This is a genomic window from Streptomyces sp. NPDC028331, from assembly GCF_055565775.1.
Genome location: NZ_JBVHTR010000009.1, coordinates 127239 through 141663, shown reverse-complemented (window position 1 = coordinate 141663; position 14425 = coordinate 127239). Strand labels below are relative to the sequence as shown.

Here is a 14425-nt window from a genome sequence, read left to right as displayed (position 1 = left end):
GTGCGCTGGAGACACCGCAGACACCCAGAGGGGGAGAGCGATATGGCAACGGATTACGACACCCCACGCAAGACCGACGACGACGTCGACTCGGACAGCCTTGAAGAACTGAAGGCCCGGCGGAACGACAAGTCCGCCTCCGCCGTCGACGTCGACGAGTTCGAGGCCGCCGAGGGCCTTGAGCTGCCGGGCGCCGACCTGTCCAACGAGGAGCTGGCCGTCCGGGTGCTCCCGAAGCAGCAGGACGAGTTCACCTGCATGAGCTGCTTCCTGGTGCACCACCGCAGCCAGCTGGCCAGGGAGAAGAACGGTCAGCCGATCTGCCGCGACTGCGACTGAGGCAGGGTCGGCCGTGACCGGCTCGACCCCTCCTTGGAAGCGCCGCTTCCCCCACAGGGGAGCGGAGCAGGAGCCCGACGAGGGCTCCCACGGCGTACGTGACGACGAGCGGGGCTCTACCGGTGAGGGAACAGCCTCGCTCGAACGGCACGCCCTGGCGGCCCCGGCGGGGCCCCTGGTGCCGGCCGACCCCCCGGCACCGGCCGCACGACGCCGTGCGGTCGCCGTCCGCGAGGGCATCCGCACAGGAGTCCGGGAAGGCGTCCGCAAGGGCGGCAGCGCGGCCAGGGCGGCTCTGGCGTATCTCGCCGACCGGATCATCGACACGGCCCCACGCGTCCCGGTACGGGACCTCGCGACCCTGCGCAGTCAGTTCCCGGGCCTCGGGCCCGAGGAGATCGCCGACAAACTGGTCGCGGGCGCCGCAGCGGCGACGGCCACGGTCGGGGCCGGAGTCGGCGCCGCCGCGATGCTGCCGGTACCTCCGGCCATGCCGACCGAGCTGGCCGCGGAGATCACCGGCGTCGCGGCCATAGAGCTGAAGCTGATCGCCGAACTGCACGAGGTGTACGGGCTGCGGCCCCCCGGCACCCTCGCCCAGCGCAGCACCCTGTACCTGCGGTCCTGGGCCGGCGAACGAGGCATCGACATGACCAACCCCGCGACGATCGACGCCGCCCTCGGCGGGCGGATGAAGCGGGAACTGCGGCAGCGGATCATGAAGCGGATGGTGCGGGACCTGCCGCACCTGATGCCGTTCATGGTGGGGGCCGCGGTGGGCGCGGTCATGAACCGCCGCGACACCCGGAGGGTCGCCGAGCGGATCCGCAAGGACCTGCGCCGGATGCAGGTGCCGTGGGGAGCCCTGCCGGAACTGCCGCCGCTCGAGCAGCCACCGGGTCCCTCGCCGCTCGGCGGGTGAGCGGCCCCGAGCACGCCCCGGACCGCCCTACAGCGCGTCCCGGCTCTCCGCCCGGGCGGCCTTGATCGCCGCCGCCAGCTTCTCCGGCTCCCTGGTCGACAGGTACAGGTACGGCGTCGGGTCCGCCGGATCCGTGACCTCCACCTTCAGCGCCGTCGGGATGTAGGCCCGCAGCAGCATGAAGGCCCTCGTGTCCGCCTTGTGCATGCGCCAGGCGCGCGCCTCCTCCTGGTCCAGCACCTCCGCCTCGCCGAGCGCGGACACCGGGATCTTCGCCTCGCCGGCGATGAGCGCGTCGCCGACCACCCGGATACGGATGGAGCCGTAGGAACTGGCCACCACCGCCGAGGCCGCGGTGCCGCCGACCAGTCCGCCGAGCAACGGCAGCGTGCCGAACGGCAACAGCACCAAGGCCATGGCGACGCCGACCAGGAGACACATCAGCCACCAGGACCGGGGCGCGGTCAGGCGTTCTTCGTACGGCGACGCGGAGAGCTGCATGAGGCCAAGCTTGGCACGGGGTCCGCGGCAGGTTCACGCGCGGGTAAGGTCTGCGCCTGTGAGTGGTACTTCCTCTGGCCTGACGCCCCCCGCCGACGCGGTGGCGCCCGTGCGCCACCCCGACGCCCCCGCGCCGGGCGAGCCGCTCGGCGCGCACTACGGGCAGTGCTTCGGCTGCGGGGGAGAGCAACCGCACGGGCTGCGTCTGGAGGCGCGGGCCGGTGAGGGTGTGTCCGTCACCGCGGAGTTCACCGTCCGGCCCGCCCACCAGGGCGCGCCCGGCCTCGCCCACGGCGGGGTCCTCGCCACCGCCCTCGACGAGACCCTGGGCTCCCTGAACTGGCTCCTGCGCACCATCGCGGTCACAGGACGGCTGGAGACCGACTTCGTACGGCCCGTGCCCGTGGGTACCGTGCTGTATCTGGAGGCCGAAGTGACGGCGGTGGCCGGGCGGAAGATCTACTCCAGGGCGACCGGGCGGATCGGCGGCCCCGGGGGACCCGTCGCCGTCCGTGCCGAGGCCCTGTTCATCGAGGTGAAGGTGGACCACTTCACCGAGCACGGCCGCCCGCAGGAGATCCAGGCGGCCATGGACGACCCGGACCAGCTCCGGCGCGTACGAGCCTTCGAGGTGAACCCGTGAGCAGCGAGCCCGTGAACGTGCTGATCCGGCGCGTCGACCCGGACGTACCGCTTCCGGCGTACGCGCATCCCGGTGACGCGGGAGCCGATCTGCGCACCACCGTCGACTGCGAACTGGCACCCGGCGAACGGGCCGTTCTCCCCACGGGCGTGTCTGTGGCGCTCCCCGAGGGGTACGCGGCCTTCGTGCATCCGCGGTCCGGTCTCGCCGCACGCTGCGGTGTCGCCCTCGTCAATGCCCCGGGGACGGTGGATGCCGGGTACCGTGGGGAGATCAAGGTGATCGTGGTGAATCTCGACCCGCACGAGTGCGTGCGGTTCGAGCGCTTCGACCGGATTGCCCAACTGGTCGTCCAGCAGGTCGAGAGGGTCCGCTTCCAGGAGGTCGCGGAGCTTCCCGACTCCGCGCGGGCCGAGGGGGGCTTCGGGTCCACCGGCGGTCATGCCGCCGTGGGCGGCACAACGGGTGGGAATCGATACGCTTCGGTCGTATCCGACCGGGAAGGACAGTGACGTGTTCGGACGTCGCAAGAAGAAGGGTGCCGCCGAGGACGCGGCCGGCGAGGCCGAGCAGGTCGTCGACGGTGTCGACGCTGAGGCGGACGACGAGGTCGAGCGCGAGCGCGTGAGGCTGGAGCCGGAGCCCCGGCCCGACGGGCCCTGGGACGTGTCCGAGGTCCGCGAGCCCGGCGAGGGCCGGGTGGACCTCGGCGGGCTGTTCGTGCCCGGGGTCGAGGGCATGGAGCTGCGGGTCGAGGTCGCGGGCGACGCGATCGTCGCGGCGACCGTCGTGCTGCGTGACAGCGCCATTCAGCTCCAGGCGTTCGCCGCGCCCAAGCGTGAGGGCATCTGGGGCGAGGTGCGCGAGGAGATCGCCGGCGGCATCACCCAGCAGGGTGGCATCGTCGACGAGGTCGAGGGCCCGCTGGGCTGGGAGCTGCGTGCGCAGGTGCCGGTGCAGTTGCCGGACGGCACGAGCGGATTCCAGGTCGTGCGGTTCGTCGGCGTGGACGGGCCCCGTTGGTTCCTGCGCGGCGTGATCTCCGGCCAGGGCGCCGTGCAGCCGCAGGCCGCCGGCCTGCTCGAGCAGATCTTCCGCGACACGGTCGTGGTGCGCGGCGAGGGCCCGATGGCTCCGCGCGACCCGATCGTCCTGAAGCTGCCGAACGACGCGCAGATGGTGCCCGAGGGCGTCCAGCAGGAGGAGGGCGGCTCCCGCTTCTCCGGCGGCATGGGCCAGCTGCAGCGCGGCCCGGAGATCACCGAGGTCCGCTAGGGCGCTGCCGCCGGGCAGGACCACCACAGGGCCGCACCCCTGGCCGGGGCGCGGCCCGCTGCGTTGACGGCACTGCGCCCGCCCCGGCACGAGCCTCTCCGCCGACGGGGCGGAAACGGCGGCCCGGCGGCCAGGTGGCCGCCGCTCGGGAGGAGACGGCGGCCCTGCGGCCGGGTGGCCGCCTCAGGGATGGAGACGGCGGCCCTCGGCCGGGTTCGTCGCTCGGGCGGAGACGGCCGTCCTGCGCTTCGGGTGGCCCTCAGGTCCTGCGGCCAGGGTGGCCGGGCGGCCCTTCGACTCCACCGGATCCCTCGGTTCCACCGGACCCTTCAGCCGGAACCCCTGGCGGCACTTCGCCCGGCCCCGGGTGGGGCTTCGCGGAGCCACGGTGGTGTGCCCCGGCGCCGGGTGGGGGACACGGGGCTTCCCACACGTGGCCCGCGGGCTAACCCCGGCCCCCTCTTCCATGGCCCGCGAACGGGGTTTCCACGGCCCGCGAACGGGGTGAGAGCCCCTCTTCAGCTCGGATTCCCCGGTGGCGGACGTCGGCCCGCAGGGGCGTATCAGGGTTGCGTCAAAGATGCCCGGCCCCGCCTCTCGTGCCCCGGTATGCCGTGATGTTTGGCCGTAAGGTCGACGCAGCGTGCGCGGCCGCGGCGGCAGCGTGAGCGGCTGCGGTGGGAAGACAGCGGAAGACAATGGGGCCATGGGACGCGGCAAGCTTCGGATCTACCTCGGTGCGGCACCGGGCGTCGGCAAGACCTACGCCATGCTGTCCGAGGCGCACCGGCGCGTCGAACGGGGCACGGACTGCGTGGTCGGCTTCGTGGAGCACCACGGCCGGCCGCGCACCGAGGTGATGCTGCACGGACTGGAGCAGGTCCCGCGCCGGGAGCTGGAGTACCGCGGGAGCGTCTTCACCGAAATGGACGTGGACGCCGTCCTGCGCCGCGCCCCCGCCGTCGCCCTGGTGGACGAACTCGCCCACACCAATGTCCCCGGCTCCCGCAACGCCAAGCGCTGGCAGGACGTGGAGGAGCTGCTGGCCGCCGGCATCGACGTCGTCTCCACCGTCAACATCCAGCACCTGGAGTCCCTCGGTGACGTCGTGGAGTCGATAACGGGCATACGGCAGCGCGAGACCGTCCCCGACGAGGTGGTGCGCCGCGCCGACCAGATAGAGCTCGTCGACATGTCTCCGCAGGCCCTGCGCCGGCGCATGGCGCACGGCAACATCTACCAGCCCGACAAGATCGACGCCGCCCTGTCGAACTACTTCCGGCCCGGAAACCTGACCGCACTGCGCGAGCTGGCCCTGCTGTGGGTGGCGGACCGGGTCGACGAATACCTGAACGAGTACCGCAGCCAGCACCAGGTGTCGACGATCTGGGGCTCCCGTGAGCGGATCGTCGTCGGTCTCACCGGCGGCCCCGAGGGACGGACCCTGATCCGCCGCGCCGCCCGCCTCGCGGAGAAGGGCGCCGGCGGCGAGGTGCTGGCCGTCTACATCGCCCGCAGCGACGGGCTCACCTCCGCCTCGCCCAAGGAACTCGCCGTCCAGCGCACCCTCGTCGAGGACCTGGGCGGCACCTTCCACCACGTGGTGGGCGACGACATCCCGGCGGCGCTGCTCGACTTCGCCCGCGGGGTCAACGCCACCCAGATCGTCCTCGGCTCCTCGCGCCGCAAGACCTGGCAGTACGTCTTCGGGCCCGGCGTCGGCGCCACCGTCGCCCGCGAGTCCGGGCCCGACCTCGACGTGCACATCGTCACCCACGAGGAGGTCGCCAAGGGCCGCGGCCTGCCGGTCGCGCGGGGTGCGCGCCTCGGCCGTACGCGCATCCTCGCCGGCTGGCTGGCCGGCGTCCTCGGCCCGGTCGTCCTGGCGCTGGTGCTGAACACCGTCGACCTGGGCCTCGCCAACGACATGCTGCTGTTCCTGGCGCTGACCGTGGCGGCGGCCCTGCTCGGCGGGCTCCTCCCGGCGCTCGCCTCGGCCGCCTTCGGCTCGTTCCTGCTGAACTACTACTACACGCCTCCGCTGCACCGGCTGACGATCGCCGACCCCCGGAACATCGTGGCCATCGCGATCTTCGTCGCGGTCGCGGTGTCGGTGGCCTCGGTGGTGGACCTCGCCGCCCGGCGCACCCACCAGGCGGCCAGGCTGCGCGCCGAGTCGGAGATCCTCTCCTTCCTCGCGGGCAGCGTGCTGCGGGGCGAGACCAGCCTGGAGGCGCTGCTGGAGCGGGTGCGGGAGACCTTCGGCATGGAGTCCGCGGCGCTGCTGGAACGCGAGAGCGACGTCGCGCCCTGGATCTGCGCGGGCAGCGTCGGCCCCGGCGCCCCGGTCGAGCGGCCCGAGGACGCGGACGTGGACGTGCCCGCCGGGGACCACATGGCGCTCGCGCTGTCCGGTCGCGTCCTGCCCGCCTCCGACCGCCGGGTGCTGGCCGCGTTCGCCGCGCAGGCCGCGGTGGTCCTGGACCGCCGGCGCCTGCAGCAGGAGGCCGAACAGGCCCGGGCGCTCGCCGAGGGCAACCGCATCCGCACCGCCCTGCTGGCCGCCGTCAGCCACGACCTGCGCACCCCGCTCGCGGGCATCAAGGCGTCGGTGACCTCCCTCAGGTCGGACGACGTGGAGTGGTCCGAGGAGGACCGCGCCGAACTGCTGGCCGCGATCGAGGAGGGCGCGGACCGGCTCGACCACCTGGTCGGCAACCTGCTCGACATGTCACGCCTCCAGACCGGCACCGTCACCCCGCTGATCCGGGAGATCGACCTCGACGAGGTGGTCCCCATGGCCCTCGGCGGGGTCCCGGAGGACAGCGTGGAACTCGACATCCCGGAGACGCTGCCGATGGTCGCCGTGGACGCCGGGCTGCTGGAGCGGACGGTGGCGAACCTCGTCGAGAACGCGGTCAAGTACAGCCCTCTCGGCACATCCGTCCTGGTCCTGGCGAGTGCCCTCGCCGACCGGGTGGAGGTGCGCGTCGTCGACCGCGGCCCGGGTGTGCCCGACGAGGCGAAGGAACGCATCTTCGAACCCTTCCAGCGCTACGGCGACGCCCCCCGCGGCGCCGGCGTAGGCCTGGGTCTCGCGGTGGCCCGCGGCTTCGCCGAGGCCATGGGCGGCACCCTGAACGCGGAGGACACCCCCGGCGGTGGGCTCACGATGGTTCTCACCCTGCGGGCCGTGAACGGCGTCCATCACCCCGTACGACTCGCCGAACCAGAAAGGCAGACCACATGACCAGGGTGCTCGTGGTCGAAGACGAGCCGCAGATCGTGCGCGCCCTCGTGATCAACCTCAAGGCACGCAAGTACGACGTCGACGCGGCCACCGACGGCACGACCGCGCTCCAGCTCGCCGCCGCCCGCCACCCCGACGTCGTGGTGCTGGACCTCGGGCTGCCGGACATGGACGGAGTCGAGGTGATCAAGGGGCTGCGCGGCTGGACCCGGGTGCCGGTCATCGTGCTGTCCGCCCGCCACTCCTCGGACGAGAAGGTCCAGGCGCTGGACGCGGGCGCCGACGACTACGTCACCAAGCCGTTCGGCATGGACGAACTGCTGGCCCGCCTCCGCGCCGCCGTCCGACGCGCGGAGCCGACCGGAGGCGGCGAGGACGACGTGATCGTGGAGACCGAGGACTTCACCGTCGACCTGGCCGCCAAGAAGGTCAACCGCGCCGGGAAGGACGTACGCCTCACGCCCACGGAGTGGCACCTGCTGGAGGTCCTGGTCCGCAACACGGGCCGCCTGGTCAGCCAGAAGCAGCTCCTGCAGGAGGTCTGGGGGCCGTCGTACGGGACGGAGACGAACTACCTGCGGGTGTACATGGCCCAGCTACGGCGGAAGCTGGAGGCGGACCCCTCGCATCCCCAGCACTTCATCACGGAGCCCGGGATGGGGTACCGCTTCGAGAAGTGAGCCGCGCGCCGGGCGGGGCCGGTGTGCGGGAGCCGGAGAGGCCGGGCCGTGCCGCCGGTACGCCGGGTGTCGGCGCCCCCCGGTACGCTTTTCTGTATGAGCGCTGTTCCTCGTTCCGAAAAGCCGGTGGGCCGTTTCCGGCGCATGCTCGACCGGCTCTCCTCGTCGCAGGAGGACCTGGAGTCCGAGGAACTGCGGGAGGACGCCGAGACCGCGGGCTGTACGCGGATCGGCGACTGCCACGACCGGCAGATCGTCACGGTTACTGGTACCTTGCGCACGGTCACGCTGCGCCCCCGGGCCGGTGTCCCGGCGCTGGAGGCCGAGCTGTTCGACGGTTCGGCCGCGCTGGACGTGGTGTGGCTCGGCAGGCGCTCGATCGTCGGGATAGAGCCGGGACGCAAGCTGATCGCGTCCGGCCGGATCTCGATGAGCCGGGGCCGCAGAGTGCTCTTCAACCCCAAGTACGAACTCAGACCGCTCGGACGGGAGTAGCCGGTGACGTCACTCGAGAAGCCGACCGAAGACGCCCAGCAGGATTCGCGGGCGGTGACCGAGGCCGCGCTCTTCGAGGCGTTCGGCGGGGTCCGCGGCATGGTCGAGACCGTGGTGCCCGGCCTGTTCTTCGTCACCATCTTCACCATCAACAAGAACCTGCACTGGTCGGCGATCGTCGCCCTCGCGGTGTCCCTGGTGCTGGTGGTGGTCCGCCTGGCCATGCGGGACACCGTGAAGCACGCGTTCAGCGGTGTCTTCGGCGTGGCGTTCGGCGTGCTCTTCGCGATGATGACCGGCAACGCGAAGGACTTCTACCTGCCGGGCATGCTCTACACACTGGGCCTGGGACTCGCGTACATCGTCACCACGCTCGCCGGTGTCCCGCTGATCGGCCTGATCCTCGGCCCGGTCTTCAAGGAGAACCTCTCCTGGCGCACGCGCAACCCGGGCCGCAAGAAGGCCTACGCGAAGGCGAGCTGGGCCTGGGGACTGATCCTGCTCGGCAAGTGCGCGATCCTGTTCCCCCTGTACTGGTGGGCGAACACCGCCCAACTGGGCTGGGTCCTCATCGCGTTGAAGATCCCGCCGTTCCTGCTCGCCGTGTGGCTGACGTGGGTGTTCCTGGCGAAGGCGCCCGCGCCGATCGACGTGTTCGCGGAGATGGAGGCGGAGGAGGCCGCCGCCAAGGGCGAGGGCGCCGGGCGGCACCGCCGCGAGGCCTAGTGCCGCGACAGGCAACGTTCGCCCCGTCGCGACGCCCGGCACGCTCCCCAAGCTCTTCGAGCAGGGGGACCCCCAGAGCACGCACCTGGCGCCGCGAGGCCCGGCCTCCGGCCGGACGACGGAACTTTCGCAACACGCCCGAGTCCGCGGTGGCGGGGCGGCCGTCCCGGGGCCGGCCGTCCGAGGGCTGCCGCCCCCAGCCTTCCGCCGAGGCCTGAACGGCCTGGGCCTCCGCCTCTCCCGAGCCCTTGGAGCGGGGCACCCCAGACGGCTGGTTGCCGCCCCCTCGGCTTCCGGGTGGGCCCGACCCCAAGGGGTGCCACCCGGCGGCGCGGCGCCCCGGGTGCGCCCGGACCTGCCGGGCGCACCCGAATCCGCGCCGTCGCGGCCTAACCCGCCGCGTCCTCCTTGCGCACCGACAGCAGCTCCTCGAGCTGCCCCTCGCGCGCCTGGGCGGCCACGAACAGCAGTTCGTCACCCGCCTCCAGGGAGTCCTCCTGGGACGGGGTCAGAACCCGGGTGCCGCGAATGATCGTCACCAGGGACGTGTCCTCCGGCCACTGCACATCGCCCACCTGCGTACCCGCCAGGGCCGACTCGGGCGGCAGGGTCAGCTCGACCAGGTTCGCGTCGCCGTGGCTGAAGCGCAGCAGACGGACCAGGTCGCCGACGCTCACCGCCTCCTCCACCAGCGCCGACATCAGACGCGGGGTGGACACGGCCACGTCCACGCCCCAGGCCTCGTTGAACAGCCACTCGTTCTTGGGGTTGTTGACCCGGGCGACGACGCGCGGAACGCCGTACTCCGTCTTCGCCAGCAGCGACACGACCAGGTTCACCTTGTCGTCGCCCGTCGCGGCGATCACCACGTTGCAGCGCTGGAGCGCCGCCTCGTCCAGGGACGTGATCTCGCAGGCGTCGGCCAGCAGCCACTCCGCCTGCGGTACGCGCTCGACCGAGATTGCGGTCGGCGCCTTGTCGATGAGAAGGACCTCGTGCCCGTTCTCCAGCAGTTCGCCCGCGATCGAGCGACCGACCGCGCCGGCACCGGCAATGGCGACCCTCATCAGTGACCGCTCTCCTCTTCGGGGCCCTCGGCGAACGCCGCCTCGACCTTCTCGACGTCGTTCGTCCGCATCATCACGTGCACGAGGTCGCCCTCCTGCAGCACCGTCTGCGAGGTGGGCAGCATCGCCTCGCCCAGCCGGGTGAGGAACGCCACCCGGACGCCGGTCTCCTCCTGCAGTTTGCTGATCTTGTGGCCGACCCACTTCGGCGACGCGTGCACCTCGGCGAGCTGCACCCCTCCGGTGGGGTCGCGCCACAGCGGCTCCGCACCGGACGGCAGCAGGCGCCGCAGCATCTGGTCCGCCGTCCAGCGGACCGTGGCGACGGTCGGGATGCCGAGCCGCTGGTAGACCTCGGCGCGGCGGGGGTCGTAGATCCGGGCCGCGACGTTCTCGATGCCGAACATCTCCCGGGCCACCCGTGCCGCGATGATGTTCGAGTTGTCTCCGCTGGAGACGGCGGCGAAGGCGCCGGCCTCCTCGATGCCCGCCTCGCGCAGGGTGTCCTGGTCGAAGCCGACGCCGGTGACACGACGGCCGCCGAACCCGGAGCCCAGTCGTCGGAAGGCGGTGGGGTCCTGGTCGATCACGGCGACCGTGTGCCCCTGTTGCTCCAGGGTCTGGGCCAGAGCGGATCCCACTCTTCCGCAGCCCATGATGACGATGTGCACGACCGTCCTTCCGATGTCAATGGTTCACGACTCAGTCCGAACAGGTTCTCAGACTGCCGCCCAAGCTACACACGCGCGGTCCGTACAGGGACCCCCGTGCACCGTGCCGGGCCGGTCGTGCGGGGACACCGCCGGGGCGGCGGCCGACGGGGTTTTGTCATGCAGCCATGCCGAACCTCTCACCTGCGGAATCCGCAGCGCGCCCCCTCACGGATTTCACCCGTGAGGCAGATCTCCTCCGGCGGGTGGAGGGCCGCCCGAACGACCCCTTACGATCCTCTGTTGTGTCCAAACTGACCGACGTGCCCAAACGGATCCTGATCGGGCGCGCACTGCGCAGCGACCGGCTGGGCGAAACGCTCCTGCCGAAGCGCATCGCACTCCCCGTCTTCGCCTCCGACCCGCTCTCCTCCGTCGCGTACGCGCCCGGAGAGGTTCTGCTGGTCCTGTCCATCGCGGGCGTGTCGGCCTACCACTTCAGCCCCTGGATCGCCGTCGCGGTCGTCGTGCTCATGTTCACGGTGGTCGCCTCCTACCGGCAGAACGTGCACGCGTACCCGAGCGGCGGCGGCGACTACGAGGTGGCGACCACCAACCTAGGTCCCAAGGCGGGCCTCACCGTCGCCAGCGCCCTGCTCGTCGACTACGTCCTCACGGTCGCCGTGTCGATCTCGTCGGGCATCGAGAACCTGGGCTCCGCGATCCCGTTCGTCGTCGAGCACAAGGTGTTCTGCGCGGTCGCCGTGGTCGTGCTGCTCACGCTGATGAACCTGCGCGGCGTGAAGGAGTCCGGCACGCTGTTCGCGATCCCGACGTACGTCTTCGTCGCGGGCGTCTTCATCATGATCGCCTGGGGCGCGTTCCGCGGGCTCGTCCTCGGCGACACCATGCGGGCGCCCACGGCCGCGTACCAGATCAAGGCCGAACACCAGGGCCTGGCCGGCTTCGCGCTCGTCTTCCTCCTCCTGCGCGCCTTCTCCTCCGGTTGCGCGGCGCTCACCGGCGTCGAGGCGATCTCCAACGGCGTCCCGGCCTTCCGCAAGCCCAAGTCGAAGAACGCGGCGACGACACTCGCGATGATGGGCCTGCTCGCCGTGACCATGTTCTGCGGCATCATCGCCCTGGCCATGTCGACCAAGGTCCACATGGCCGAGAACCCGGCCACCGACCTGCTCCGCAACGGCGTCGGGCTGGGCTCCGGCTATGTCCAGAACCCGGTGATCTCACAGGTCGCCGAGGCCGTCTTCGGCAAGGGCAGCTTCCTGTTCATCGTGCTGGCCGCCGCCACCGCGCTGGTGCTGTTCCTCGCCGCGAACACCGCCTACAACGGCTTCCCGCTGCTCGGCTCGATCCTCGCCCAGGACCGCTACCTGCCCCGCCAGCTCCACACCCGCGGCGACCGCCTCGCCTTCTCCAACGGCATCGTCCTGCTCGCCGGCGCCGCGACGCTGCTGATCTTCATCTACGGCGCCGACTCCACCCGGCTGATCCAGCTCTACATCGTGGGCGTGTTCGTGTCCTTCACGCTCAGCCAGACCGGCATGGTCAAGCACTGGAACCGCCACCTGGCTGTGGAGACGGACCAGGCCAAGCGCCGTCACATGATGCGCTCGCGCGCCATCAACGCCTTCGGCGCCTTCTTCACCGGCCTGGTCCTCGTCGTCGTCCTGGTCACGAAGTTCACGCACGGCGCCTGGGTCGCCCTGCTCGGCATGTGCATCTTCTACGCGACGATGACCGCGATCCGCCGCCACTACGACGGCGTGGCCGAGGAACTCGCCGCCCCCGAGGGCCCCAGCGACGACAGCGTGCGCCCCTCCCGGGTCCACTCGGTGGTCCTCATCTCCAAGATCCACCGCCCCACGCTGCGCGCCCTGGCCTACGCCAAACTGCTGCGCACGGACACCCTGGAGGCGCTCAGCGTCAACGTCGACCCGGCGGAGACGAAGGCCCTCAAGGACGAGTGGGAGCGGCGCGGCATCGACGTGCCGCTGAAGATCCTCGACTCGCCGTACCGGGAGATCACCCGTCCGGTGATCGAGTACGTCAAGGGCCTGCGCCGCGAGTCCCCGCGCGACGCCGTTTCCGTGATCATCCCCGAGTACGTGGTGGGCCACTGGTACGAGCACCTGCTGCACAACCAGAGCGCACTGCGGCTCAAGGGCCGCCTGCTGTTCACGCCCGGTGTCATGGTGACCTCGGTGCCGTACCAGCTCGCCTCCTCCGAGGCCGCCAGGCAGCGGGCCCGCAGGCGGCAGGAGTGGAACGCGCCGGGCGCGGTGCGCCGGGGTCCGGCTCACGAGCGGACGGGAGAGGCGTCGGCCTCGCAGACCTCGCGCACCTCCTAGAGCCGCGGCCCGCCCACGGGCCATGGGCAACGGCCGGACGGCACCCACGTAGACTGGTGGGCTGTTGTCCGGCCGAGCCGTCGACGCGCCGCCGTCGTGTTCGCCCCCCTTCCCGCATCTGGATCTGGAGTCGCCCCCCATGCAGGCAGAACCGAAGAAGTCGCTGGTGGGGGAGGAGTACGAGGTCGAGATCGGCCCCGTCGCCCATGGCGGCCACTGCATCGCCCGTACGGAGACCGGTCAGGTGCTGTTCGTCCGGCACGCACTGCCCGGCGAGCGGGTCGTGGCCCGGGTGACCGAGGGCGAGGAGGGAGCCCGGTTCCTGCGCGCGGACGCGGTGCGCGTGCTGGAGGCGTCGAAGGACCGCGTGGAGGCACCCTGCCCCTACGCCGGCCCCGGCCGGTGCGGCGGCTGCGACTGGCAGCACGCCAAGCCGGGCGCGCAGCGCAGGCTGAAGGCGGAGGTGATCGCCGAGCAGTTGCGCCGGCTCGCGGGTCTCACGCCCGAGGAGGCGGGCTGGGACGGCACGGTGGTTCCGGCGGAGGGCGACAAGCTGCCGGCCGGCCAGGTGCCGCAGTGGCGTACCCGGGTGCAGTACGCGGTGGACGCCTCCGGCCGGGCGGGCCTGCGCCGGCACCGCTCGCACGAGGTGGAGCCGATCGACCACTGCCTGATCGCCGCCGAGGGCGTCAGCGAGCTGGGCGTCGAGAAGCGGGACTGGACGGGGATGGAGTCCGTCGAGGCCATCGCGGCGACCGGCTCGCAGGACCGCCAGGTCGTCCTGACCCCGAGGCCGGGCGCCCGCCTGCCGCTGGTGGAACTCGACAAGCCGGTCTCCGTCCTGCGGGTCGACGAGAAGACGGGCGGCGTCCACCGCGTCCACGGCCGCCCCTTCGTCCGCGAACGCGCCGACGGCCGCACGCACCGCGTCGGGGCCGGCGGCTTCTGGCAGGTCCACCCCAAGGCGGCGGACACCCTGGTCACGGCGGTGATGCAGGGCCTGCTGCCACGCAAGGGCGACACGGCACTCGACCTGTACTGCGGCGTCGGCCTCTTCGCGGGCGCGCTGGCCGACCGGGTCGGCGAGAAGGGCGCGGTGCTCGGCATCGAGTCGGGCCGGCGCGCGGTGGAGGACGCCCGGCACAACCTCGCCGACTTCCCGCGCGTCCGGATCGAACAGGGCAAGGTCGAGTCCGTCCTGCCGCGCACGGGCATCACGGAGACCGACCTGATCGTCCTCGACCCGCCCCGGGCGGGCGCGGGCCGCGGGACGGTGGCCCACCTCTCCTCGCTGGGCGCACGCAGGATCGCCTACGTGGCCTGCGACCCGGCCGCCCTGGCACGGGACCTGGCGTACTTCCGGGAGGGCGGGTACCGGGTGCGCTCGCTGCGGGCGTTCGACCTGTTTCCGATGACGCATCACGTGGAGTGCGTGGCGATTCTGGAGCCTACTAAGAAGGGCATCTGACCTGCTGTTTTGTATGCCAGATGGTCAGTTCGACTTGTTG

14 protein-coding genes are annotated in these 14425 nt (G+C 71.8%); 11 read left to right on the top strand and 3 right to left on the bottom strand.

The features are described from left to right. Positions 1-42: 42 nt before the first annotated feature. Both ACZ4SW_RS15940 and ACZ4SW_RS15935 read left to right on the top strand, forming a co-directional pair. Positions 43-339: a DUF4193 domain-containing protein gene (locus tag ACZ4SW_RS15940; protein WP_003993510.1), complete on the top strand. Its 297-nt coding sequence runs from the start codon at positions 43-45 to the stop codon at positions 337-339. A gap of 13 nt (positions 340-352) precedes the next feature. Further along, positions 353-1261, top strand: coding sequence for a hypothetical protein (locus ACZ4SW_RS15935; protein WP_468242946.1), 909 nt, complete (start codon positions 353-355; stop codon positions 1259-1261). A 27-nt stretch (positions 1262-1288) separates the two neighbouring features. Here the strand turns inward: ACZ4SW_RS15935 and ACZ4SW_RS15930 are convergent, their stop codons facing one another. Further along, positions 1289-1762, bottom strand: a complete 474-nt coding sequence (locus ACZ4SW_RS15930) for a DUF3093 domain-containing protein (protein ID WP_468242943.1) — start codon at positions 1760-1762, stop codon at positions 1289-1291. A 58-nt stretch (positions 1763-1820) separates the two neighbouring features. On the opposite strand from ACZ4SW_RS15930, the gene ACZ4SW_RS15925 reads away from it, so the two are divergent. From ACZ4SW_RS15925 to ACZ4SW_RS15895, 7 genes are all read left to right on the top strand, one after another. Then, positions 1821-2405 carry a PaaI family thioesterase gene (locus tag ACZ4SW_RS15925; protein WP_468242940.1) on the top strand — a complete coding sequence of 195 codons (585 nt, stop codon included), beginning with the start codon at positions 1821-1823 and terminating at the stop codon, positions 2403-2405. After that, positions 2402-2917, top strand: coding sequence for a dUTP diphosphatase (gene dut, locus ACZ4SW_RS15920; RefSeq protein ID WP_468242938.1), 516 nt, complete (start codon positions 2402-2404; stop codon positions 2915-2917). Before ACZ4SW_RS15925 ends, dut begins: the two co-directional genes overlap by 4 nt. 1 nt (position 2918) lies before the next feature. After that, positions 2919-3680, top strand: a complete 762-nt coding sequence (locus tag ACZ4SW_RS15915; protein WP_468242935.1) for a DUF3710 domain-containing protein — start codon at positions 2919-2921, stop codon at positions 3678-3680. Between the two features lie 706 nt (positions 3681-4386). After that, positions 4387-6930, top strand: coding sequence for an ATP-binding protein (locus tag ACZ4SW_RS15910; RefSeq protein ID WP_468242933.1), 2544 nt, complete (start codon positions 4387-4389; stop codon positions 6928-6930). Beyond that, on the top strand, positions 6927-7610 hold the full coding sequence (locus ACZ4SW_RS15905) for a response regulator (protein WP_468242931.1): 684 nt from the start codon (positions 6927-6929) through the stop codon (positions 7608-7610). The genes ACZ4SW_RS15910 and ACZ4SW_RS15905 overlap by 4 nt, the downstream gene beginning before the upstream one ends. A gap of 96 nt (positions 7611-7706) precedes the next feature. Continuing rightward, positions 7707-8105: an OB-fold nucleic acid binding domain-containing protein gene (locus ACZ4SW_RS15900; RefSeq protein ID WP_105968602.1), complete on the top strand. Its 399-nt coding sequence runs from the start codon at positions 7707-7709 to the stop codon at positions 8103-8105. 3 nt (positions 8106-8108) lie between these two features. Beyond that, positions 8109-8831: a DUF3159 domain-containing protein gene (locus tag ACZ4SW_RS15895; protein WP_468242927.1), complete on the top strand. Its 723-nt coding sequence runs from the start codon at positions 8109-8111 to the stop codon at positions 8829-8831. Between the two features lie 389 nt (positions 8832-9220). Here the strand turns inward: ACZ4SW_RS15895 and ACZ4SW_RS15890 are convergent, their stop codons facing one another. After that, positions 9221-9898, bottom strand: a complete 678-nt coding sequence (locus tag ACZ4SW_RS15890) for a potassium channel family protein (protein WP_388991716.1) — start codon at positions 9896-9898, stop codon at positions 9221-9223. Further along, entirely contained in the window at positions 9898-10569 is a 672-nt protein-coding gene (locus ACZ4SW_RS15885) for a potassium channel family protein (RefSeq protein WP_468242924.1), read from the bottom strand. The genes ACZ4SW_RS15890 and ACZ4SW_RS15885 overlap by 1 nt, the downstream gene beginning before the upstream one ends. Positions 10570-10853: 284 nt before the next feature. Here ACZ4SW_RS15885 and ACZ4SW_RS15880 point away from each other — a divergent pair, with 284 nt between their 5' ends. Together ACZ4SW_RS15880 and ACZ4SW_RS15875 are read left to right on the top strand one after the other, a co-directional pair. Further along, entirely contained in the window at positions 10854-12917 is a 2064-nt protein-coding gene (locus tag ACZ4SW_RS15880; RefSeq protein WP_468242922.1) for an APC family permease, read from the top strand. A 139-nt stretch (positions 12918-13056) separates the two neighbouring features. After that, positions 13057-14385 (top strand): class I SAM-dependent RNA methyltransferase, encoded by a 1329-nt coding sequence (locus ACZ4SW_RS15875; protein ID WP_468242921.1) that lies wholly within the window; start codon positions 13057-13059, stop codon positions 14383-14385. Positions 14386-14425 lie beyond the last annotated feature (40 nt).